This is a genomic window from Bacillus cereus, from assembly GCF_007678085.1.
Classification (GTDB): domain Bacteria; phylum Bacillota; class Bacilli; order Bacillales; family Bacillaceae_G; genus Bacillus_A; species Bacillus_A cereus_BE.
Genome location: NZ_VEDW01000002.1, coordinates 258,641 through 280,605 on the forward strand (window position 1 = coordinate 258,641; position 21,965 = coordinate 280,605).

The following is a 21,965-nucleotide window of genomic DNA, read 5'->3' on the forward strand; positions in this document are numbered from 1 at the left end:
AAAAGCGTGCGTTCCTCTTCGCGAATGCACGTTTTTATTATGAAAAGACACATCTTCTCCATTGTGTTTTTATATTTTTTCGTGTTATTTTATTATAAGGCAAATAATCTTTATGAGGTGAGTACAAATGAAACGTATTGGTGTATTAACAAGTGGTGGAGATTCACCTGGTATGAATGCTGCCATTCGTGCAGTTGTTCGTAAAGCGATTTTCCATGATATTGAAGTATATGGTATTTACCATGGATACGCTGGTTTAATTTCTGGTCATATTGAAAAATTAGAACTTGGTTCTGTTGGCGATATTATCCACCGTGGTGGTACAAAATTATATACAGCAAGATGTCCTGAGTTTAAAGATCCAGAAGTACGACTAAAAGGTATCGAGCAATTAAAGAAACACGGTATCGAAGGACTTGTTGTTATTGGTGGAGATGGTTCTTACCAAGGTGCTAAAAAATTAACTGAACAAGGATTCCCATGTGTTGGTGTACCAGGTACAATCGACAATGATATTCCTGGAACAGATTTCACAATTGGTTTCGATACAGCTTTAAATACTGTTATTGATGCAATTGATAAAATTCGTGACACAGCTACATCTCATGAACGTACATATGTTATCGAAGTAATGGGACGTCATGCTGGAGATATCGCATTATGGGCTGGTTTAGCTGATGGTGCTGAAACAATTTTAATTCCAGAAGAAGAGTATGACATGGAAGATGTTATTGCTCGTCTGAAGCGCGGTAGTGAACGTGGTAAAAAACACAGTATTATCATTGTGGCTGAAGGTGTTGGAAGTGCAATTGACATCGGTAAGCATATTGAAGAAGCAACAAACTTTGATACTCGTGTAACTGTGTTAGGTCACGTACAACGTGGTGGATCACCAAGTGCACAAGACCGTGTATTAGCAAGTCGTCTTGGTGCAAGAGCAGTTGAATTGTTAATTGCTGGTAAAGGTGGACGTTGTGTAGGTATTCAAGATAATAAACTTGTTGATCATGACATTATCGAAGCGTTAGCTCAAAAGCATACAATCGATAAAGATATGTATCAATTATCTAAAGAATTATCCATCTAATCGGCTTAATGTCGGATATTTGGGAACGGTTTCATAATTTTCGGAGGTGCAATATGCGTAAAACTAAAATTGTATGTACTATAGGTCCTGCTAGTGAAAGTATTGAAAAATTAGAACAATTAATCGAAGCGGGTATGAACGTTGCTCGTTTAAACTTCTCTCATGGTAGCCATGAAGAGCACGGCGCTCGTATTAAAAACATTCGTGAAGCTTCAAAGAAAACTGGTAAAACAGTTGGTATCTTACTTGATACAAAAGGTCCAGAAATCCGTACTCACGACTTCGTAGACGGACAAGCTGAGCTTGTAACAGGTGCAGAAGTAGTTCTTTCTACTGAGCAAGTATTAGGTACTGCAGAGAAGTTCTCTGTATCTTATGCTGGTCTTTATGACGATGTAGACCCAGGTTCTCGTATTCTAATCGATGACGGTCTTATCGAACTAGAAGTAATCGAAAAAGCTGACGGAAACATCCGTACAAAAGTTCTTAACAGTGGAACTGTAAAAAACAAAAAAGGTGTTAACGTACCAAACGTAAGCATTAAGCTTCCTGGTATCACTGAAAAAGACGTAAAAGATATCATTTTCGGTATCGAGCAAAAAGTTGATTTCATCGCAGCTTCATTCGTACGTAAAGCGTCTGACGTACTAGAAATCCGTGAATTATTAGAAGAGCATAACGCTCAATACATCCAAATCGTACCAAAAATCGAAAACCAAGAGGGTATCGACAACATCGATTCAATCTTAGAAGTTTCTGACGGTTTAATGGTAGCTCGTGGTGATATGGGTGTAGAAATTCCACCAGAAGAAGTACCATTAGTACAAAAACGTCTAATCAAAAAATGTAACGTGTTAGGTAAACCAGTTATTACTGCGACACAAATGTTAGATTCTATGCAACGCAACCCACGTCCAACTCGTGCGGAAGCAAGTGACGTAGCTAACGCAATCTTCGATGGTACAGATGCAATCATGCTTTCAGGTGAAACAGCTGCTGGTCAATACCCAGTGGAAGCAGTAACAATGATGGCTAACATTGCAGTACGTGTTGAAAAATCATTACAGTATGAAGATATGTTCAAAAAACGTATTAAAGAGTTCACTCCAACAATTACAGATGCAATTAGCCAATCTGTTGCACATACAGCACTTGCTCTTGATGTAGCTGCAATCGTAGCTCCAACAGAAAGTGGATATACTGCGAAAATGATCTCTAAATACCGTCCAAAATCTCCAATCGTAGCTGTAACATCTGACGAGCAAGTAGGACGTCGTCTTGCACTTGTTTGGGGTGTACAAGCATTTATGGCTGGAAAACGTGCAGCGTCTACTGATGAAATGTTAGATACTGCAATTCAAACAGGTATGGATGCAGGTCTAATCGGACTTGGAGACACTGTAGTAATCACTGCTGGTGTTCCAGTTGCTGAAACTGGTACAACAAACTTAATGAAAATCCATGTTGTTGGTGAAGAAGTTGCAAAAGGACAAGGAATCGGTCGTAAAGCTGCAAAAGGTAAAGTAGTTGTAGCGAAAACAGCTGCTGAAGCTGTAGCGAACGTAAACAAAGGTGATATCCTTGTTACAACAAGCACTGATAAAGATATGATTCCTGCAATCGAAAAAGCTGCTGCTCTAGTTGTAGAAGAAGGCGGTCTAACAAGCCACGCGGCTGTTGTAGGTGTATCAATCGGTATTCCTGTTATCGTTGGTGTAAACGGCGTAACAGCAACTTTAAAAAATGGCCAAGAAGTAACAGTTGATGCGGCACGCGGAATTGTTTATAATGGACATGCGGAAGTGCTATAAGTAATACGGAGAGAAGGATCGGAGTCCTTCTCTTTTTTTTACACAAAAACGAGACAGAACTAGCTTGAAACGCCTGAATTCACTATTAAATGCCGCTTGTTACGAGGTTTAATAGGTAAAGCTGCTTAGTTTCTGTTTGATGTATATGGGCGCTCTTGGGGTGTTTAAAGTGATGCGTGAGAGGAGTGTGGAACTATGAAGTGGTTACTATTCTTGTTTATTTTAATACCGGCAATTGAGATTACAGTTTTAATTGGATCGAGTCATGTAATAGGTTTATGGTCTACGTTCGCCATGATTGTATTTACGGGTGTTGTAGGTGTGTATTTGGCGAAAAGGCAAGGATTTAAAGTGCTTGGAGAGATTCAATCTAAGTTGAATAGAGGAGAAATGCCGGGAGGGGCAGTACTCGATGGTATTTTTATCTTTGTAGGAGGTATTCTTTTGGTACTTCCTGGATATGTAACGGATATAATGGGTTTCATTTTCGTTATCCCGATGACGAGGGCTTTATTGAAGCCGTTTGTTATGAAGTGGATGGAATGGAAGTTTAGAAAGAACTCTACTATCATTGTGCAGAAATAGTGCTTAGATTATAGCGATCTAAGCACTATTTTTTTGCCTGTAAAAGGATGGAGGATGAATGAAGCTCTGTTAATTAAATTTTTGCTATATTATACCTTAAAATTTGGCGAGTGCGAAGGAGTTAAGTGGGAATCGGACTGCCTATGAAAGTTAGATTGGTGAAAGTTAATAATGGTGGTGGACAAAATCCTTACTAATTGTAGTTTTACCCTATTATATTTGCTGTGTATTTTTCGATTGGATATGTAGGTAGTTCTTAATGAGTGTGCTGTAGGGAAATTCATATGGCTTAAGCTTGTTTTTGTATATAAAAAGAATGAATTAGAATGGAAAAGTTGAATAAGAGCAGGGAAATTGGCAGTTCAAGTCTCATTCCGCCCTATTTTGTATATTTATTCATTTACATAAAAAGTAATAAATGTAAGTAATAATTATAAAAATAACAGAATAAATATGTAAAAACGCCTCGAAATATGCGTTTTTTATGCAAAAAACAAGAGAATTATCCTGTTTTTAGGGCAATTCTCTTGTTGTATGTAATGAGTGTAAAAAATAAGTAAAAGGAATAATCAGTGGGAAATTCCCACTGATTACATGTAAGTTTTTTGTTGAATATGAATTAGAAACTATTATTTTGAAGGTGAGCCTTTAATATATTTCCACAAATCATGAAATACACGAGCTTTGTGCAATGTATTAAGTAGTACTAAGGTGACTGGACCGATGATTAATCCTAAAAAGCCAAAAAGCTTAAAGCCGACAAATAGAGCGATCAGTGTTGCTAATGGATCGAGGCCGATATTAGATGAAAGTACTTTAGGCTCCATAATTTGTCTTTGGACAATCACGACGATGTATAAGATGAGAAGACCGATGGCGAAAGCAGTGTCGCCAGTGAAAAATACGTATATAACCCAAGGAACGAAGACAGCGCCTGTTCCTAAATACGGGAGTAAATCTACAACCCCTGTAATAATCGCAATAGTAATGGCGTATGGTACGCGTAATATTAAAAGTCCGATTAGTACAATGACAGTTGTCATAGATACGAGTGTAAGTTGCGCTTTAACAAAACCGAATAAAGCTTTTCTTAAATCGACAAAAATAGTTTTTCCATAGCCATGAACACGATTGGGCAAAAATTTTCTTACTTTCTGAGCAAGACGGTGCCAATCGTAACTAATGAAGAAAGTGGCTAATAAAACGAATACAAGGACAGTTAAAGTTGTTGGTAATGCACTAATGAAATTTGTTAACCCGCTTATAATTGCAGTTAAAAGTTCTTTCATTTGTGTCGTTGCTTCGGTTCCTAAATTTTGAATGTTTTGTGTAATCGTATAGCGCTGTGGTTCCCCAAGATGATTAAATTTAGAAATTAAATCATCATAGAGAGGCATAATATGATTAAGCGCAAATTGTTGAGCAAATGCAACGATATCCGGAAACTTTACTGTAACTAGTTGTAGTAAGTATGTTGTGGCAGATATTGCTTCTGTTACAAGATATGTAACGAGTCCGACGATAGCTCCGAATACGAGAATTAAGCTAACGAGTACTGCTAGTGCGCGAGGGAATTGTAGTTTTTGATTAAGGAAATTGACGACAGGATTAATCAAATAAGCAAATGCGAAAGCGATAATAAAAGGGTAGATAAGTCCTGACATATATAGTAATGCATAGAACCCGGCTACCGTTGCTACAATGACAAATACGAGTCGCAATATCATATATAGTAAGTTTCGGTTCAAAGATGTATACCTCCCATTCCAATTTGGATTATCCTAATTCGTTCAACTTATAACGAGTGTGCCCCGCTGATTAAAGTTTCACTTTACCCCGCTATTTGCGGGCAGTAAATCCGCTACCCAAAGTGCGGCTGGATCAAAGGAGTTAGATGGAGATAAACTGCCCGTAAAAGCCCGATTGGTGAAGGCTAATAATCAGTGGAAACTGACCCACTGATTAAAGTTTCACTTTATGTTATAGTGGAATGATGGATTTTTTTCTGCTTTTTCAGTGCATGAGTGACTGGAAAAGCTTGGTGTTGATGCTTCTACTATATGGTAAAAACTTCATTTTCTCTTCTTTTTATTTTACCTGTTTCTTATTAGAAAAGAAAGAAGAGACGACCGTTTTTAAAAATGTATACATGCTTAAATTTTTGATGGTGAAAGTCTTAGTTTGTCATTTTAAAATACATAAAAAAATGAAGTGGTTAGTGTTGAATATACATCGATATAGCATGTATAACGATAGGTTTAAAGGTATTTTTGTTTGGAAATGAGTTCATTATTTTCAGAAAGGAAGTGTAAACATGATTAGTCAGTCAACGTTATTTTTATTCATACTACTTATTATCGGACTTATTGCTAAAAATCAATCGCTTACTGTAGCCATTGGTGTGTTATTTTTATTGAAATTTACGTTTCTAGGAGATAAAGTCTTTCCTTATCTACAAACGAAAGGGATTAACCTCGGTGTTACGGTTATTACAATAGCAGTACTCGTACCGATTGCGACGGGGGAAATTGGCTTTAAACAACTTGGAGAAGCGGCGAAATCGTATTATGCATGGATTGCTTTAGCTTCAGGGGTAGCGGTTGCTTTGTTAGCGAAAGGCGGCGTGCAATTATTGACGACGGATCCTCATATTACAACTGCGCTCGTTTTCGGGACAATTATAGCGGTTGCGTTATTTAATGGAGTTGCTGTAGGGCCATTAATTGGGGCTGGAATTGCCTATGCAGTTATGAGTATTATACAGATGTTTAAATAAGGAATTTTATAGTAATATAAAAATTTTGAATTCTTTCTGTTCACAAAAGTCAGATAATTGTTTATAATAGGATTAGAAACTTTGAAAAGTTACATAACAGCAGAGACTTTACACCAGATAAAATAAAAACAACATAAAACAATTTTATAATGATATTGTTTTATGTTGTTTTTATCATAAAACTCTTCGGAATTAATTTTCCTCACTAACTTGTTGTTTTGAGCGTGAGGATTCGGGGAGACATTCACGCTCATGCTTTCCATGTAGACAATGGACATAAGAGGGGAACATCGCAACAAATTTGCATGATCGTGCATTTTGCTTGCCTAAAGAGTGAACGGGCGTTCATAATTCAAAAGGGGAGCAAATAGATATAAGGAGCAAGGTTGGGAGAATTTTCAGGAAAAGGAGAGAATGTCATGACTGTTATTCGAGGTTTAGAAGGGGTAGTAGCAACAACATCATCTGTGAGCTCTATTATTGATGATACATTAACTTATGTTGGGTATAATATTGATGATTTAGCGGAGAATGCTACATTTGAAGAAGTAGTGTACTTATTATGGCATCGCAAGCTTCCTAACGAACAAGAACTAGCGGAATTTAAAGAGATTGTATCGGAATACTATAAAGTGCCAGGTGAGATTTTAACATATTTGAAACAAGTAGATTTAAAAATTGCACATCCGATGTCTGTTTTACGAACTGCAATTTCCATGCTATCATTATACGATGAGAGCGCTGAAATTATGGATGAAAAGTCCAATTATTTGAAAGCGGTTAAATTGCAGGCTCAAGTGGGAACTTTAGTTGCTGCTTATGCAAGAATTCGTAAAGGTTTAGATGTTGTTGAGCCTAGAAACGATTTATCTTTAGCTGCAAACTTCTTGTACATGTTAAATGATCGCGAGCCAAATGAAGTTGAAATTGAAGCTTTTGATAAGGCGCTTGTACTTCACGCAGATCATGAGTTAAACGCTTCTACATTTACTGCACGCGTTTGTGTAGCTACACTATCAGATGTATATTCTGGTATTACAGCAGCAATCGGTGCGTTAAAAGGTCCTCTTCACGGCGGGGCAAATGAAAATGTAATGAAGATGCTAACTGAAATTGGCGAAGAAGAAAATGTAGAATCATATATTCATAATGCTCTTCAAAATAAAGTAAAAATCATGGGCTTTGGCCACCGTGTATATGAGCAGGGTGATCCGCGTGCAAAACATTTACGCGAAATGTCTAAGAGATTATGCGTGCTTTTAAGAGAAGACAAATGGTATAATATGTCTATCAAAATTGAAGACATTGTAACAAAAGAAAAAGGTCTTCCACCAAATGTTGATTTCTATTCAGCTTCTGTATACCATTGTTTAGGAATTGACCATGACTTATTTACACCTATTTTTGCAATTAGCCGTATGTCAGGCTGGTTAGCTCATATTCTAGAACAATATGAAAACAACCGTTTAATCCGTCCACGTGCTGATTATAATGGACCAACACATCAAGTGTACGTTCCAATTGCACAACGATAAGTGAAAAACACTATTTTGATAGTGAAAATACGCTTTCAAAAGTCTGATTTTTTTGGGAAGATATAATGATTAGAATATTTTAATTTGACTAACGGTTTGAACTGAGGGGTTATTCCCTCAGTTTCATACATATGAAATTTCAAACATGGGGGTTATCACATTGACGACAGGTGAAAAAATTACTGTAACTAATGGTGTTATGAATGTACCAAACAATCCGATTATTCCATTTATTGAAGGAGATGGAATTGGTCCTGATATTTGGGCAGCTGCATCTCGAGTACTAGAAGCGGCAGTTGAAAAAGCTTATGATGGTGAGAAGAAAATCGTTTGGAAAGAAGTGCTTGCAGGGGAAAAAGCATTCAACCAAACAGGCGAGTGGTTACCAGAAGAAACTTTAAATTTAATTCGTGAGTATTTAATCGCGATTAAAGGTCCACTTACAACTCCAGTTGGTGGTGGTATTCGTTCTCTAAACGTAGCACTTCGTCAAGAATTAGATTTATACGTATGTCTACGTCCAGTTCGTTATTTTGAAGGTGTTCCTTCACCTGTAAAACGTCCGGAAGATACTGATATGGTTATTTTCCGTGAAAATACAGAAGACATTTATGCTGGAATTGAATATGCACAAGGATCTCCAGAAGCAGAAAAAGTTCTTACTTTCTTAAAAGAAGCAATGGGTGTTAATAAAATCCGCTTCCCAGAAACATCTGGTATTGGTATTAAACCAATCTCAGAAGAAGGGACAAAGCGTCTTGTTCGTGCTGCAATTCAATATGCAATTAACGAAAAACGCTCTTCTGTTACATTAGTTCATAAAGGAAACATTATGAAATTTACAGAAGGTGCTTTCAAAAACTGGGGTTACGAAGTAGCGGAACAAGAATTCGGCGACAAAGTATTTACTTGGGCTGAATATGATCGTATCGTTGAGAAAGATGGTAAAGATGCAGCGAATAAAGCGATGGCAGACGCTGAAGTGGCTGGAAAAATCATCGTAAAAGATTCTATTGCAGACATCTTCTTACAACAAATTTTAACTCGTCCACGTGAGTTCGATGTTGTTGCGACAATGAACTTAAACGGAGACTACATCTCTGATGCACTTGCTGCACAAGTAGGTGGAATTGGTATTGCACCTGGTGCAAACATTAACTATGTGACTGGACATGCTATCTTTGAAGCTACGCATGGCACAGCTCCAAAATATGCAGGTTTAGATAAAGTAAACCCATCTTCAGTTCTTCTTTCTGGTGTATTATTATTAGAACACTTAGGATGGAACGAAGCTGCGAAATTAGTAACTGCTTCTGTTGAGAAAACAATTGCTTCAAAAGTAGTAACTTATGATTTCGCACGCTTAATGGAAGGTGCAACAGAAGTGAAATGTTCTGAGTTCGCTAATGAACTTATTAAAAACATGGATGTAGCGATAATCAAAAACGCATAATTAAAGCGGGGGGTAAATTATGACAATCAAACGCAAGAAAGTTTCAGTCATCGGTGCAGGATTTACAGGAGCAACAACAGCATTCTTATTAGCACAAAAAGAACTTGCAGATGTTGTATTAGTGGACATTCCACAACTGGAAAATCCAACAAAAGGGAAAGCGTTAGATATGTTAGAAGCGAGCCCAGTACAAGGTTTTGATGCTAACATTATTGGAACATCTGATTACGCAGATACTGCTGATTCTGACGTTGTCGTTATTACAGCAGGTATTGCACGTAAGCCTGGTATGAGCCGTGATGACTTAGTAGCAACAAACTCTAAAATTATGAAAAGTATTACGCGCGACATTGCAAAACATTCACCAAATGCGATTATTCTTGTATTAACAAATCCAGTTGATGCAATGACATATTCTGTATTTAAAGAAGCAGGATTCCCGAAAGAGCGTGTTATTGGTCAATCGGGCGTATTAGATACAGCTCGTTTCCGTACATTTATTGCACAAGAATTAAATCTTTCTGTGAAAGACATTACAGGATTTGTTCTTGGTGGCCACGGTGACGATATGGTACCTCTTGTACGTTATTCTTATGCAGGTGGCATTCCGTTAGAAACGTTAATTCCGAAAGAGCGTTTAGAAGCAATCGTAGAACGTACCCGTAAAGGTGGCGGCGAGATTGTAGGCTTATTAGGAAACGGTAGTGCATATTACGCACCAGCTGCTTCTTTAGTTGAAATGACAGAAGCAATTTTAAAAGATCAACGCCGTGTATTACCGGCTATTGCGTACCTTGAAGGGGAATATGGTTATAGCGACCTTTACTTAGGGGTACCAGTAATTCTAGGTGGTAACGGAATTGAAAAAATTATTGAATTAGAACTTCTTGCAGATGAAAAAGAAGCGTTAGATCGCTCTGTAGAATCTGTACGTAATGTTATGAAGGTTCTTGTTTAATAATTAAATATAAGTGGAAAAAGATTCGGGGCCCCGAATCTTTTTCTACTATATATGCAAATGTTTTTTTGAAATAATATGAAAACGCTGTCATTTGGTGTATCCTATAATGAAACTATAGATTTATACTATACATTGCCCTCATCATAGTAAATTTCGGATCAGGTATCGCTTTTAGTAGGATAATAAGGTGAAAAAATCGGAGGGGGTTGTAACATGTTAAAGAAAAAAGTTCAAATTGGTCGTAAAATGGATGAAATTACAGTAGGAGAGAAATTATCTATCACTGAAAAAATTGAGGATAAAGATTTGTTATTGTACTTAGGATTAACGAATGATGCCAATCCATTATATATTCAGCATGATTACGCATCCCAAACTCCGTATGAAAAGCCGATTGTACCAAGCATTATGCTAACTGGAATGATTACAACGGCAGTTACGAAATATTTACCAGGTCCAGGTAGTCATATTACGAGGAAGGACCTTACGTTCGTGAAGCACGTTCACCATTATGAAACGTTACAAATCCACTTTGAAGTTGTGGCTGTTTCTGAGGAGGAACATACAATTGATATGCTTGTATCTGCTCATGATGAAAAAGGAGAAACGGTTGTAAAAGGTTCATTAACAGTAACGCCGCCTTACAAATCAGTTTCTATTATGGAAAAAGCATTAGATAATTTTTAAAAAGTAAAAATATGAATAGCGCTAGCATACCTTTCTATAAGGGGGCTAGCGCTATTTTTAGTTGAAGAATCCTTGTGTAAATCCTTCGGCGAAATCGGAACAACCTGTTTTAATCGTGTCCCAGCTTGGGGCGTTGAATGTAAGAATGCAAGTTACTATTAAAGACAGAATAGGTAACACTAGTCGCATAATAGAGTCTCCTTATCTTTTATATTAGGATTTTTAGATTAACAATATTTACTATATCGTGATTTGATAATTAAAGTCAATTGAAGGAGTGGTTTTTTAAGATGAGATGGAAAAGAGAAGACGTTATCTTTGAAACGATGAGAGAAGCTGAAGTGTGGGCAGACGGGATCGCGAATGAAATGTATGGAAGAGTATTTGGTGGATATGAAACGCGGGACTATAAAATAGCGTATGCTCTTTCGTTCTTTCTAGCAAAAAATCACGAATTTAATATTCATACGGAAGTAGAATGGAATGAAAATATAGAAGTATATAAAGTATGGATAACAACACGTTAATTGGAGTAAATGAGTAATAACAATAGAACAATCTGAATCCATGTATAGACAATTATATTGAGAGGGACCTTGTTTTCTAGTATGATGAGAATAACGGGGAAAATACTAGGATGAAGAAGGTTTCAAGTCTATAACTTGGAGGAAAAGAATGAACAATCGTATTTTAGTAGTTGATGATGAGGAGTTTATCTTAACTTTAATTGAATTTAATCTACAACAAGCTGGGTTTGAAGTAATAACAGCGATGGATGGAGAAATGGCGCTTCAAAAAGCGACAACAGAACGCCCAGATTTAATTATATTAGATTTAATGCTTCCAAAAATGGATGGTATGGAAGTGTGTAAAGAATTACGATTGCAGCGCGTTATGACGCCGATTTTAATGTTAACAGCAAAAGATGATGAATTTGATAAGGTGCTAGGTCTTGAACTTGGGGCAGATGATTATATGACGAAGCCGTTTAGCCCAAGGGAAGTTGTTGCGCGTGTGAAGGCAATTTTGCGCCGCACGAAATTACAACAAGAAGAACAAGTTAAAGAAGCGTCAGATGAAGAAAGCATCACAATTGCTGAACTTAAAATTTTGCCGGAATTTTATGAGGCTTATTTCCAAGGAAGAAAGCTTGAATTAACACCAAAAGAATTTGAACTACTCGTTTATCTTGCGAAAAATAAGAGCCGTGTGTTGACACGTGATCAATTATTAAGTGCTGTATGGAATTATGATTTTGCTGGTGATACACGAATTGTGGACGTTCATATTAGCCATTTGCGCGATAAAATTGAAAAAAATACGAAAAAACCGGCGTACATTAAAACGATACGTGGTTTAGGATATAAATTAGAGGAGCCAAAAGGGGATGAATAAATTTCGTTCCAGGCTTCTTTTTACATTTGTTTCTCTTATTGTTTTTATATTAGTCGGACTAGGTTTATTACTGGAAACTGTGTTTGAAAACTACTATATAGATCATGCAAAAGAGAGAATGGTAAAAGAGACAGAGTATGTTGCGGTATTAGCAGAAGAACAAGGTTTTGATGATGTTTTAAAAAATCCGTACGTATTTGAAAAGTTAGAAGAAAAAATACAGGCGTCTATTGCATTTGTAGATGAAAAAAAGAAAGTTCAATATAGCGGAGGAGAACATTCTGCGTTTAGCCAAGAGATAATGAAAGAACTTTCTTCAGAAACAACGAAACAAAGAAATAAAGTCATTACGAAAGAAACAGATCAAAATAATGAATTTTATCATGCGGTGTTCGTTCAAGATGTAGCAGGAAAACAAGGGTACATTTTGGTAAAAAGTACAATTGAGCCTTTGAAAGCTGTTCATCAAAAAACGTGGGGATTATTAATTATCGGATTTGTTATCGCTTGTCTCGTAGTCGTATTTTTAGGTATGAAAATTACAGGGCAATATATTAGGCCGATTGAATCGGTTACGAAAGTTGCTATTGAATTAGCGAAGGGAAATTATAAAGCACGCGCTTATGAAAGTCATTCGGATGAAACGGGAATGTTAAGTAAAGCGATTAATATTTTAGCACGTAATTTACAAGAGATGACACTTGAACAAGAAATGCAACAAGATCGTCTGCATACGTTAATTGAAAATATGGGAAGCGGAATGATTTTAATTGATAGCCGCGGTTATATAAATCTTGTAAATCGTTCGTATAAGGAGACTTTCCACGTAACAGATGAAGAATATTTAGATCGTTTATATTATGAGTCGTTTCATCATACAGAAATTATAGAGCTCGTGGAAGAAATCTTTATGACAGAAGTGAAAGTACGTAAACAAATGTTATTGCCTCTTGGAATTGAGCGAAAGCATTTCGAAGTATATGGAGCACCGATTATCGGGACGAACCATGAATGGAAAGGGATTGTCCTTGTATTCCATGACATTACTGAGCTAAAGAAATTAGAACAAATGAGAAAAGACTTTTTAGCGAATGTTTCTCATGAACTAAAGACACCGATTACGTCTATTAAAGGTTTTTCAGAAACGCTCTTGGATGGAGCTATGGATAATAAAAAATTCTGCGAACATTTCTTGCACATTATTTTAAAAGAAAGTGAACGCATGCAAGGGTTAATTGAAGATTTATTAGATCTATCAAAGATTGAACAACAAGGATTTAAATTGAGTATGGGGACCGTTGATATGAAGGGGCTTCTTGAAGACATTCATATGGTGCTTGATAACAAAGCGGGAGAAAAAGAAATCTCTTTACAAGTAAATACGCTAAAACGGGTCTCTGTCATTGGAGATCCAAGTCGTTTGAAGCAAATCTTTATTAATTTAATGAATAATGCAATCGTATATACGCCGGCTGGAGGCGTTGTTTCTGTAGAATTAGCAGAAGATAAATATAATGCTTATATAAAAGTTACTGATACTGGAATTGGTATTAGTAAAGATGAAATTCCGCGTATTTTTGAACGCTTTTACCGAGTGGATAAGGCGAGAAGTAGAAATACTGGTGGTACAGGCCTTGGATTATCGATTGTAAAGCATTTAGTCGAGGCGCATCACGGTACGATTACAGTGGATAGTGAAGTTGGGGAAGGGACAACATTTACAGTTGTTTTACCAAAATCAGCAACTGAAAAATAGGATGAAGGATGTTTACAATATATTAACAATGGCTTAATTAAATATTAATAAAGCTCTGTTAATATAATACATGAAAACCCCTTCATCCAAGGAGTAATTTTGGACGAGAATAGTTATGCTGTTCTCGTCACTTCCCTTTTATATTAGTAAACGTTTGTATATATGATAGAAAATAGCCGTTATTTTTCTTCTCTCTATTAGTCATGTTAATATAGAGAGAGGAAAGGAACGGTTTTTTTCTGTGAAAAAAATCATTTCAAATTTGCATGGGGAGGTTTCTGATTTGGAAAAAAAGGTCGTATTAGTAGATGGTAATAATATCGCGTATCGTGCTTTCTTTGCACTACCGCTTTTAAATAACGACAAAGGTATACATACGAACGCAATTTACGGTTTTACAATGATGTTAATGAGAATATTAGAGGAAGAAAAACCGACGCATATGTTAGTAGCATTTGATGCGGGGAAAACGACATTCCGTCATAAAACATATAGTGAGTATAAAGGAGGACGTCAAAAGACTCCACCTGAATTATCAGAGCAATTCCCGTTTATTCGTGAGATGCTTGATGCATTCAATGTACCGCGTTATGAGCTTGAAAATTATGAAGCGGATGACATTATGGGAACGCTAGCAAAAGAAGCGAGTGAACAAGGAGCAAATGTAAAAGTTATTTCAGGAGATAAAGATTTACTTCAACTTGTTTCTGATAACACGCTCGTATGCATTCCTCGAAAAGGGATTACGGAAGTAGATGAATATACGACAGAAGCTTTATTTGAGAAATACAGCTTATCACCAACGCAAATTATCGATATGAAAGGTTTAATGGGAGACCAATCAGATAATATTCCAGGTGTACCAGGTGTTGGTGAAAAAACTGCGATTAAATTGTTAACACAGTTTGGAACGGTTGAAGCAGTGTATGAAAATATAGATCAAGTAAGCGGGAAGAAATTAAAAGAAAAACTGGAAGCAAATAAAGACCAAGCTCTTATGAGTAAAGATCTTGCAACTATTATTACAGATGCGCCGATTGCTGTGCATGTGGATGATATGGAGTATAAAGGATATGAAGCAAGTGATGTCATTCCGATGTTTGAGAATTTAGGGTTTACATCTCTTTTAAATAAATTAGGTGTTACGCCAGAAGAAACGGCTCCGGCTGAATTAGATGAGATTACATTTGATATTGTGGAAGAAGTTACAGAAGAAATGCTTCAGCAAGATAGTGCGCTTATTGTTGAAGTACAAGAAGATAACTATCATAAAGCAGATATTCAAGGCTTTGGTATTCAAAATGAAAATGGCTGTTATTTTATTCAAACAGACATCGCTCTTAAGTCAGACGCTTTTAAAGAGTGGCTTGCAGATGGGGAAATGAGAAAGTATACATTTGATGCGAAGCGTGCGATCGTTGCACTGAAATGGAATGATATAGATATGCAAGGGATTGACTTTGATCTATTAATCGCTGCTTATTTACTTGATCCGGCTGATACGGATAAAGATTTCCGTACTGTAGCGAAAATGAAAGAAACGCATGCTGTGAAATCTGATGAAGAAGTTTACGGAAAAGGTGCGAAGCGTGCTGTTCCAGAGCTAGACGTAGTAGCGGAGCATGTAGCTCGTAAAGTGCATGTATTATACGATGTAAAGCAAACATTCGTTGAAGAGTTAGAGAAGAATGAGCAATATGAGCTGTTTACAGAATTAGAATTACCACTTGCTCGTGTATTAGCTGATATGGAAGTAAAAGGTGTAAAAGTTGATACGGAGCGTCTTCGTAATATGGGAGAAGAACTTGCAGGTAGATTAAAGGAAATGGAACAGGAAATTTATAAGCTTGCGGGAACAGAATTTAATATTAATTCACCGAAGCAGCTTGGTGTTATTCTGTTTGAGAACTTAAACTTACCAGTTATTAAAAAGACGAAAACAGGTTATTCTACGTCAGCTGATGTACTAGACAAGCTTATGGATCATCATGAAATTATTCCAAACATATTACATTACCGTCAATTAGGGAAACTAAATTCAACTTATATTGAAGGTTTATTAAAAGTTGTACATGAAGACACATCTAAAATCCATACGCGTTTCAATCAAGTATTAACGCAAACGGGTCGATTAAGTTCAACGGATCCAAACTTGCAAAATATCCCGATTCGATTAGAAGAAGGAAGAAAGATTCGTCAGGCATTCGTTCCATCAGAAGAAGGATGGATTATGTACGCAGCGGATTATTCACAAATTGAACTTCGTGTATTAGCTCATATTGCAAATGATAAAGGGCTAGTTGAAGCGTTCCAACATGATATGGATATTCATACGAAAACAGCGATGGATGTATTTGGCGTTGAAAAAGATGAAGTAACTTCGAATATGAGACGACAAGCAAAAGCTGTTAACTTCGGAATTGTGTATGGTATTAGTGATTATGGTCTTTCGCAAAACTTAGGAATTACAAGAAAAGCAGCAGCGGAATTTATTGAAAAGTATTTAGAAAGTTTCCCTGGTGTACAAGAATACATGAATGACATCGTAAAAGATGCGAAACAAAAAGGATATGTGGCTACATTATTAAATCGCCGCCGCTATATTCCAGAAATTACGAGTCGTAATTTCAATTTACGCAGCTTTGCAGAGCGTACAGCTATGAATACGCCAATTCAAGGTACTGCAGCAGATATTATTAAAAAAGCGATGATTATTATGGCAGATCGTTTAGAAGAAGAAGGATTACAAGCGCGTCTTCTTCTGCAAGTACACGATGAATTAATATTTGAAGCGCCGAAAGAAGAAATTGAAAAATTAGAGAAGCTTGTACCAGAAGTAATGGAGCATGCAATTGAACTCGCAGTTCCGCTAAAAGTTGATTATTCTTACGGTCCAACTTGGTACGACGCAAAATAAGGAAGTGATGAAATGCCTGAATTACCAGAGGTTGAAAACGTCAGACGGACACTTGAAAATCTTGTAACAGGAAAAACAATTGAAGATGTTATTGTTACATATCCAAAAATAGTAAAACGACCGGATGATGCAGAAATCTTTAAAGAAATGCTTAGAGGCGAGAAGATTGAAAATATAAAGCGAAGAGGAAAGTTTTTGCTTTTATATGTAACGAATTATGTTATTGTTTCACATTTGCGTATGGAAGGTAAGTTTTTACTGCATCAAGAGGATGAGCCAATTGATAAGCATACGCACGTCCGTTTCTTATTTACAGATGGAACGGAATTACATTATAAAGATGTGAGAAAGTTTGGGACGATGCATCTCTTTAAAAAAGGTGAAGAGTTGAATCAAATGCCTCTTGCTGACTTAGGTCCGGAGCCATTTGATGCTGAATTGACACCACAGTATTTACAGGAGAGATTGCAAAAAACAAATCGCAAAATAAAAGTCGTATTATTAGACCAACGTCTTTTAGTGGGGCTTGGAAATATATATGTAGATGAAGTTTTATTCCGTTCACAAATTCATCCGGAACGAGAAGCGTCGTCTTTGACAACAGAAGAAATTGAACGAATTTATGAGGCGACTGTTACAACGTTAGGCGAAGCAGTGAAGCGTGGGGGAAGTACAATTCGAACGTATATTAACTCGCAAGGGCAAATTGGTTCGTTCCAGGAACTTCTAAATGTATACGGAAAAAAAGGAGAACCGTGTGTGACTTGCGGTACGATATTAGAAAAAACAGTTGTTGGCGGAAGAGGAACACATTACTGCCCGATTTGTCAGCCAAGAATATAGAAAAGAGATAACATCGGATAGGCATTTGTCATATACATACAGCAGAGCTATGTATAAGGGAGGAGCTTACCGATGTACCTTTATTTATCTCTTATTTTATTAGCTTTTACATTAAGCTTAGATAGCTGTAGTGTAGGGCTAACATATGGTTTAAGAAGTGTAAGAATTCCACTAAGATCAATTATAATTATCGGAATGTGTTCAGCGGCTGTTATGCTTGTTTCAATGGGAATTGGACATATGATCGCAAAAATATTTTCACCTGTTATCGCAACGCGTATCGGTGGGCTTGTTCTTATTGGAATAGGAATTTGGGTATTATACCAATTTTTTCGAAGTGAGAAAAAAGAAGAACCGAAGCAAGAGGAGAAGGTCTGGAAATTAGAGATTGCCTCGCTTGGGTTAGTAATTCAAATTTTACGGAAACCGACTGTAGCAGATTTCGATAAATCAGGCACCATTTCTGCAGGAGAAGCATTGCTTCTTGGTATCGCTCTTTCTGTAGATTCATTCGGTGCTGGAATTGGTGCGTCTTTATTAGGGTATGCACCTGCTATGATGGCGATATTAGTTGCAGTGATGAGTTCTTTGTTTTTATTTATTGGAATGAAACTTGGAACGGTTTTATCAAATATGAAATGGTTGCAAAAATTTACATTCCTGCCTGGGGTATTACTCATTATTATTGGAATTTGGAAAATGTAAGTACGGGCGTGGAACATTAGTTTCGCGCCTTTTATTATGAGGAGGATTATATGATGACAGTAGTAATTGGATTAACGGGAGGCATTGCAAGCGGGAAAAGTACGGTATCAGAAATGTTTCGTGAGTTAAGTATACCGGTTATTGATGCGGATATTATTGCAAGGGAAGTTGTAGAACGAGGAAAACCAGCATATAACAAAATAGTAGAAGTGTTTGGAACGGAAGTATTGCAAGAAGATGGAGAACTGGATCGTCCAAAATTAGGAAGTGTCGTTTTCTATAATGAAGAAAAACGATTGCAGTTAAATAAAATAGTTCATCCTGCAGTGCGTGAGGAAATGAATAGGCAAAAGGAAATGTACATAAAAGAAGGTGTGCAAGCGGTTGTGTTAGATATCCCTCTCTTATTTGAAAGTAAACTAACAAGTCTCGTTGACCGCGTTTTAGTTGTAGCAGTTAAGCCGCATACGCAATTAGAACGTTTAATGAAGCGAAATAATTTTTCAGAAGAAGAAGCAACAGCTCGTATTCAATCTCAAATGCCGTTAGAAGAAAAAGTGAAGAATGCAGATGAAGTGATAAATAATGATGGCACAATTATGGGAACGAAAACACAATTGCAGGTGATTTTAAAGAATTGGAACATTATTGACTAAAAAATTGTGAAATTAATGAAAATGCTTAGTGACATATCCCCTTTTTGTGTTATACTATTATTGGGATTGGAGATAAATAGTATAACGCATTCAAGGGGGATAACATATTATGACTCGTGTGGCAATTAATGGATTTGGACGTATTGGGAGAATGGTATTTCGTCAGGCAATAAAAGAAAGCGCATTCGAAATTGTAGCAATCAATGCAAGCTATCCATCTGAAACGTTAGCACATTTAATTAAATATGATACAGTTCACGGCAAGTTTGACGGAACAGTAGAAGCATTTGAAGATCACTTATTAGTTGATGGGAAAATGATTCGCCTTTTAAACAACCGCGATCCAAAGGAATTGCCTTGGACAGATCTAGGTGTTGAAGTTGTAATTGAAGCAACTGGTAAATTTAATTCAAAAGAAAAAGCAATTCTTCATGTTGAAGCTGGAGCGAAAAAAGTTATTTTAACAGCGCCTGGTAAAAATGAAGATGTAACAATTGTAGTTGGTGTGAACGAAGACCAATTAGATATTACAAAACATACTGTTATTTCAAATGCATCTTGTACAACAAACTGTTTAGCACCTGTTGTTAAGGTGTTAGATGAGCAGTTTGGAATTGAAAACGGTTTAATGACGACAGTTCACGCTTATACAAATGACCAAAAAAATATTGATAACCCACATAAAGATTTAAGAAGAGCACGTGCTTGCGGACAATCGATCATTCCGACAACGACGGGTGCTGCGAAAGCGCTAGCAAAAGTTCTTCCGCACTTAAACGGAAAACTTCATGGTATGGCACTTCGTGTACCAACGCCAAACGTGTCTCTTGTTGACTTAGTAGTAGATGTAAAACGTGATGTGACAGTTGAAGCTATTAATGAAGCATTTAAAACTGTTGCAAACGGTGCGCTAAAAGGCATTGTAGAATTCAGTGAAGAGCCTTTAGTATCGATTGACTTTAATACAAATACACACTCAGCTATTATTGACGGTTTATCTACAATGGTAATGGGTGATCGTAAAGTGAAAGTACTTGCTTGGTATGATAACGAGTGGGGCTACTCTCGTCGTGTTGTAGATCTTGTAACGTTAGTTGTTGACGAATTAGCGAAGCAAAAAAATGTGCAACATATTTAAGTAAATAACGGAGAGGGCAAGTGAATATTTGCCCTCTTTTTTTTATTTTTTTCTGAAAAGGAAAAAAATTATATAAGTATATTTTCGGAAGTGGACATACCACGAAACGTTGTGATTACTGTATTTGTGAATCATTTATTTTTTTTAGGGAAAAGTAAAGAGGAAAATATGACAGAAAATCGAAAAAACTGTTGTTGCAAAATGAAAATAAACAAAGTATACTAACACTCGTAAACTTAAGAGCTGAGGTACGTAGTCACTACTTAAAGGGTTAGGACCTCTCTGGACTAACTTTCCCCCGTGGTAGTGGAGCAAGCCAAATTGCAAATTAGTTTTCAATTCGAACAGTTAGAATAAATTTACAAGGGGGAACTGTAGAATGGATACTATGGATACGATGGGTCGTCACGTGATTGCTGAACTTTGGGATTGCGATTTCGACAAGCTTAATGACATGCCGTATATTGAACAATTATTTGTGGATGCAGCACTAAGAGCTGGTGCTGAAGTGCGTGAGGTTGCTTTCCATAAATTTGCACCACAAGGTGTAAGTGGAGTAGTAATTATCTCGGAATCACATTTAACAATTCATAGCTTTCCGGAGCACGGTTACGCAAGTATTGATGTTTATACTTGTGGGGATCGTATTGATCCAAATGTTGCTGCAGAATATATTGCAGAAGGTTTAAACGCGAAAACGCGTGAGAGCATCGAGCTTCCTCGAGGCACTGGTAGCTTCGAAATTAAGCAGAGAGAAACAAAAGCTCTTTAAAAAAGAACATAATTGATTTAAAATGTAAAGAGGTGTATAATGCACCTCTTTTTTAGTTTATAAAAAAGGGAAAATATAACGTGCTCGTTAGTTATATAAATGGAGCTCTTACGAATAAGTTAGCATCCGATCTATTGTCTTGTTTTTGAAAACGAGAGGATGAAATAATGTGCTTAAACTTAAAGTGGTAAGAGAGTTAGAATGAGTTATATAATAATGTATATATATTGTCAGATGAAGTAAGTAGAGAAAAAATAAAGAGTATAGTGTAAAGGAGTGAATATATTGCGTTGTCCATCCTGTTCTCATAATGGTACAAGAGTGTTAGATTCGCGTCCGGTAGACGAGGGGCGCTCTATTCGAAGAAGGAGAGAGTGTGAAAGCTGTTTAAGCCGCTTTACGACATTTGAAAGAGTAGAAGAGTCACCTCTTATCGTTGTAAAAAAAGAAGGCACACGTGAAGAGTTTAATAAAGAAAAGATTTTACGTGGTTTAATTAAAGCATGTGAAAAAAGACCAGTATCTTTAAGACAATTAGAAGAAGTAACTCAAAGTGTGGAACGTGAACTTCGTAATTTAGGTATATCAGAAGTGAAAAGTGATATGATTGGTGAAATTGTTATGGAAGAACTGCGTGATATCGACGATGTTGCTTACGTGCGTTTTGCTTCTGTATATCGCCAATTTAAAGATTTAAATGTATTTATTGAAGAATTAAAAGATATACTGCAAAAAGAAAGAGAGTAGAAGCTGGATTTTATTCTCTTTACATACGGTAAGTAATGAGATAAGAGAGCTAGAAGCGAAAGCTAATAGCTCTTTTTCGCTAAGAAATTATATAATGAAGATAGAACGAATGAAGTAGAGGATAGATTGGATGAGAGAAAG

General features: G+C 36.6%; 20 protein-coding genes. 18 read left to right on the top strand and 2 right to left on the bottom strand.

Going from position 1 to position 21,965, the window contains the following annotated elements:
- The first annotated feature begins 127 nt into the window (after positions 1-127).
- The 3 genes from pfkA (at position 128) to FS742_RS10520 (ending at position 3,483) form a co-directional block, all read left to right on the top strand.
- Positions 128-1,087 carry a 6-phosphofructokinase gene (pfkA, locus tag FS742_RS10510; protein WP_000821161.1) on the top strand — a complete coding sequence of 320 codons (960 nt, stop codon included), beginning with the start codon at positions 128-130 and terminating at the stop codon, positions 1,085-1,087.
- Positions 1,088-1,140: 53 nt separating this feature from the next.
- Positions 1,141-2,898 carry a pyruvate kinase gene (gene pyk, locus FS742_RS10515; protein ID WP_001232676.1) on the top strand — a complete coding sequence of 586 codons (1,758 nt, stop codon included), beginning with the start codon at positions 1,141-1,143 and terminating at the stop codon, positions 2,896-2,898.
- A 195-nt stretch (positions 2,899-3,093) separates the two neighbouring features.
- The gene (locus FS742_RS10520) at positions 3,094-3,483 is read left to right on the top strand and encodes an FxsA family protein (RefSeq protein WP_140970166.1); all 390 of its coding nucleotides are present in this window, start codon (positions 3,094-3,096) and stop codon (positions 3,481-3,483) included.
- A 629-nt stretch (positions 3,484-4,112) separates the two neighbouring features.
- On the opposite strand, the gene ytvI is transcribed toward FS742_RS10520, so the two are convergent.
- Positions 4,113-5,231 carry a sporulation integral membrane protein YtvI gene (gene ytvI / locus FS742_RS10525; protein WP_001081397.1) on the bottom strand — a complete coding sequence of 373 codons (1,119 nt, stop codon included), beginning with the start codon at positions 5,229-5,231 and terminating at the stop codon, positions 4,113-4,115.
- A 566-nt stretch (positions 5,232-5,797) separates the two neighbouring features.
- Here ytvI and FS742_RS10535 point away from each other — a divergent pair.
- The 5 genes from FS742_RS10535 (at position 5,798) to FS742_RS10560 (ending at position 10,895) form a co-directional block, all read left to right on the top strand.
- Positions 5,798-6,259, top strand: a complete 462-nt coding sequence (locus FS742_RS10535) for a DUF441 domain-containing protein (RefSeq protein WP_000625507.1) — start codon at positions 5,798-5,800, stop codon at positions 6,257-6,259.
- A 386-nt stretch (positions 6,260-6,645) separates the two neighbouring features.
- Complete coding sequence (gene citZ, locus FS742_RS10545) at positions 6,646-7,794, top strand: citrate synthase (RefSeq protein WP_186327166.1); 1,149 nt, start codon at positions 6,646-6,648, stop codon at positions 7,792-7,794.
- A 160-nt stretch (positions 7,795-7,954) separates the two neighbouring features.
- Entirely contained in the window at positions 7,955-9,247 is a 1,293-nt protein-coding gene (gene icd, locus FS742_RS10550; RefSeq protein ID WP_000206903.1) for an NADP-dependent isocitrate dehydrogenase, read from the top strand.
- Positions 9,248-9,266: 19 nt separating this feature from the next.
- On the top strand, positions 9,267-10,205 hold the full coding sequence (mdh, locus tag FS742_RS10555; protein WP_144612276.1) for a malate dehydrogenase: 939 nt from the start codon (positions 9,267-9,269) through the stop codon (positions 10,203-10,205).
- Between the two features lie 216 nt (positions 10,206-10,421).
- A complete protein-coding gene (locus tag FS742_RS10560) occupies positions 10,422-10,895 on the top strand; it encodes a MaoC family dehydratase (RefSeq protein WP_000914181.1) in 474 nt (157 codons plus the stop codon).
- Between the two features lie 57 nt (positions 10,896-10,952).
- Here the strand turns inward: FS742_RS10560 and FS742_RS28020 are convergent, their stop codons facing one another.
- Entirely contained in the window at positions 10,953-11,084 is a 132-nt protein-coding gene (locus FS742_RS28020) for a hypothetical protein (RefSeq protein ID WP_001241581.1), read from the bottom strand.
- A 101-nt stretch (positions 11,085-11,185) separates the two neighbouring features.
- Between FS742_RS28020 and FS742_RS10565 the strand changes: the two genes are divergently transcribed.
- From FS742_RS10565 to nrdR, 10 genes are all read left to right on the top strand, one after another.
- Positions 11,186-11,422, top strand: coding sequence for a hypothetical protein (locus FS742_RS10565; RefSeq protein ID WP_144612277.1), 237 nt, complete (start codon positions 11,186-11,188; stop codon positions 11,420-11,422).
- A 148-nt stretch (positions 11,423-11,570) separates the two neighbouring features.
- Positions 11,571-12,290, top strand: a complete 720-nt coding sequence (phoP, locus tag FS742_RS10570) for a two-component system response regulator PhoP (RefSeq protein ID WP_144612278.1) — start codon at positions 11,571-11,573, stop codon at positions 12,288-12,290.
- On the top strand, positions 12,283-14,046 hold the full coding sequence (gene phoR / locus FS742_RS10575; protein WP_144612279.1) for a sensory box histidine kinase PhoR: 1,764 nt from the start codon (positions 12,283-12,285) through the stop codon (positions 14,044-14,046). Before phoP ends, phoR begins: the two co-directional genes overlap by 8 nt.
- 283 nt (positions 14,047-14,329) lie before the next feature.
- A complete protein-coding gene (gene polA / locus FS742_RS10580; protein WP_144612280.1) occupies positions 14,330-16,963 on the top strand; it encodes a DNA polymerase I in 2,634 nt (877 codons plus the stop codon).
- A gap of 12 nt (positions 16,964-16,975) precedes the next feature.
- Complete coding sequence (mutM, locus tag FS742_RS10585) at positions 16,976-17,806, top strand: DNA-formamidopyrimidine glycosylase (protein ID WP_144612281.1); 831 nt, start codon at positions 16,976-16,978, stop codon at positions 17,804-17,806.
- 72 nt (positions 17,807-17,878) lie between these two features.
- A complete protein-coding gene (ytaF, locus tag FS742_RS10590; RefSeq protein WP_000281740.1) occupies positions 17,879-18,511 on the top strand; it encodes a sporulation membrane protein YtaF in 633 nt (210 codons plus the stop codon).
- Between the two features lie 53 nt (positions 18,512-18,564).
- Complete coding sequence (gene coaE / locus FS742_RS10595) at positions 18,565-19,167, top strand: dephospho-CoA kinase (RefSeq protein ID WP_144612282.1); 603 nt, start codon at positions 18,565-18,567, stop codon at positions 19,165-19,167.
- Positions 19,168-19,276: 109 nt separating this feature from the next.
- The gene (locus FS742_RS10600; RefSeq protein WP_000198978.1) at positions 19,277-20,305 is read left to right on the top strand and encodes a glyceraldehyde-3-phosphate dehydrogenase; all 1,029 of its coding nucleotides are present in this window, start codon (positions 19,277-19,279) and stop codon (positions 20,303-20,305) included.
- A 388-nt stretch (positions 20,306-20,693) separates the two neighbouring features.
- Positions 20,694-21,077: an adenosylmethionine decarboxylase gene (gene speD, locus FS742_RS10605; RefSeq protein WP_002003660.1), complete on the top strand. Its 384-nt coding sequence runs from the start codon at positions 20,694-20,696 to the stop codon at positions 21,075-21,077.
- 285 nt (positions 21,078-21,362) lie between these two features.
- A complete protein-coding gene (gene nrdR, locus FS742_RS10610; RefSeq protein ID WP_001203687.1) occupies positions 21,363-21,824 on the top strand; it encodes a transcriptional regulator NrdR in 462 nt (153 codons plus the stop codon).
- Positions 21,825-21,965 lie beyond the last annotated feature (141 nt).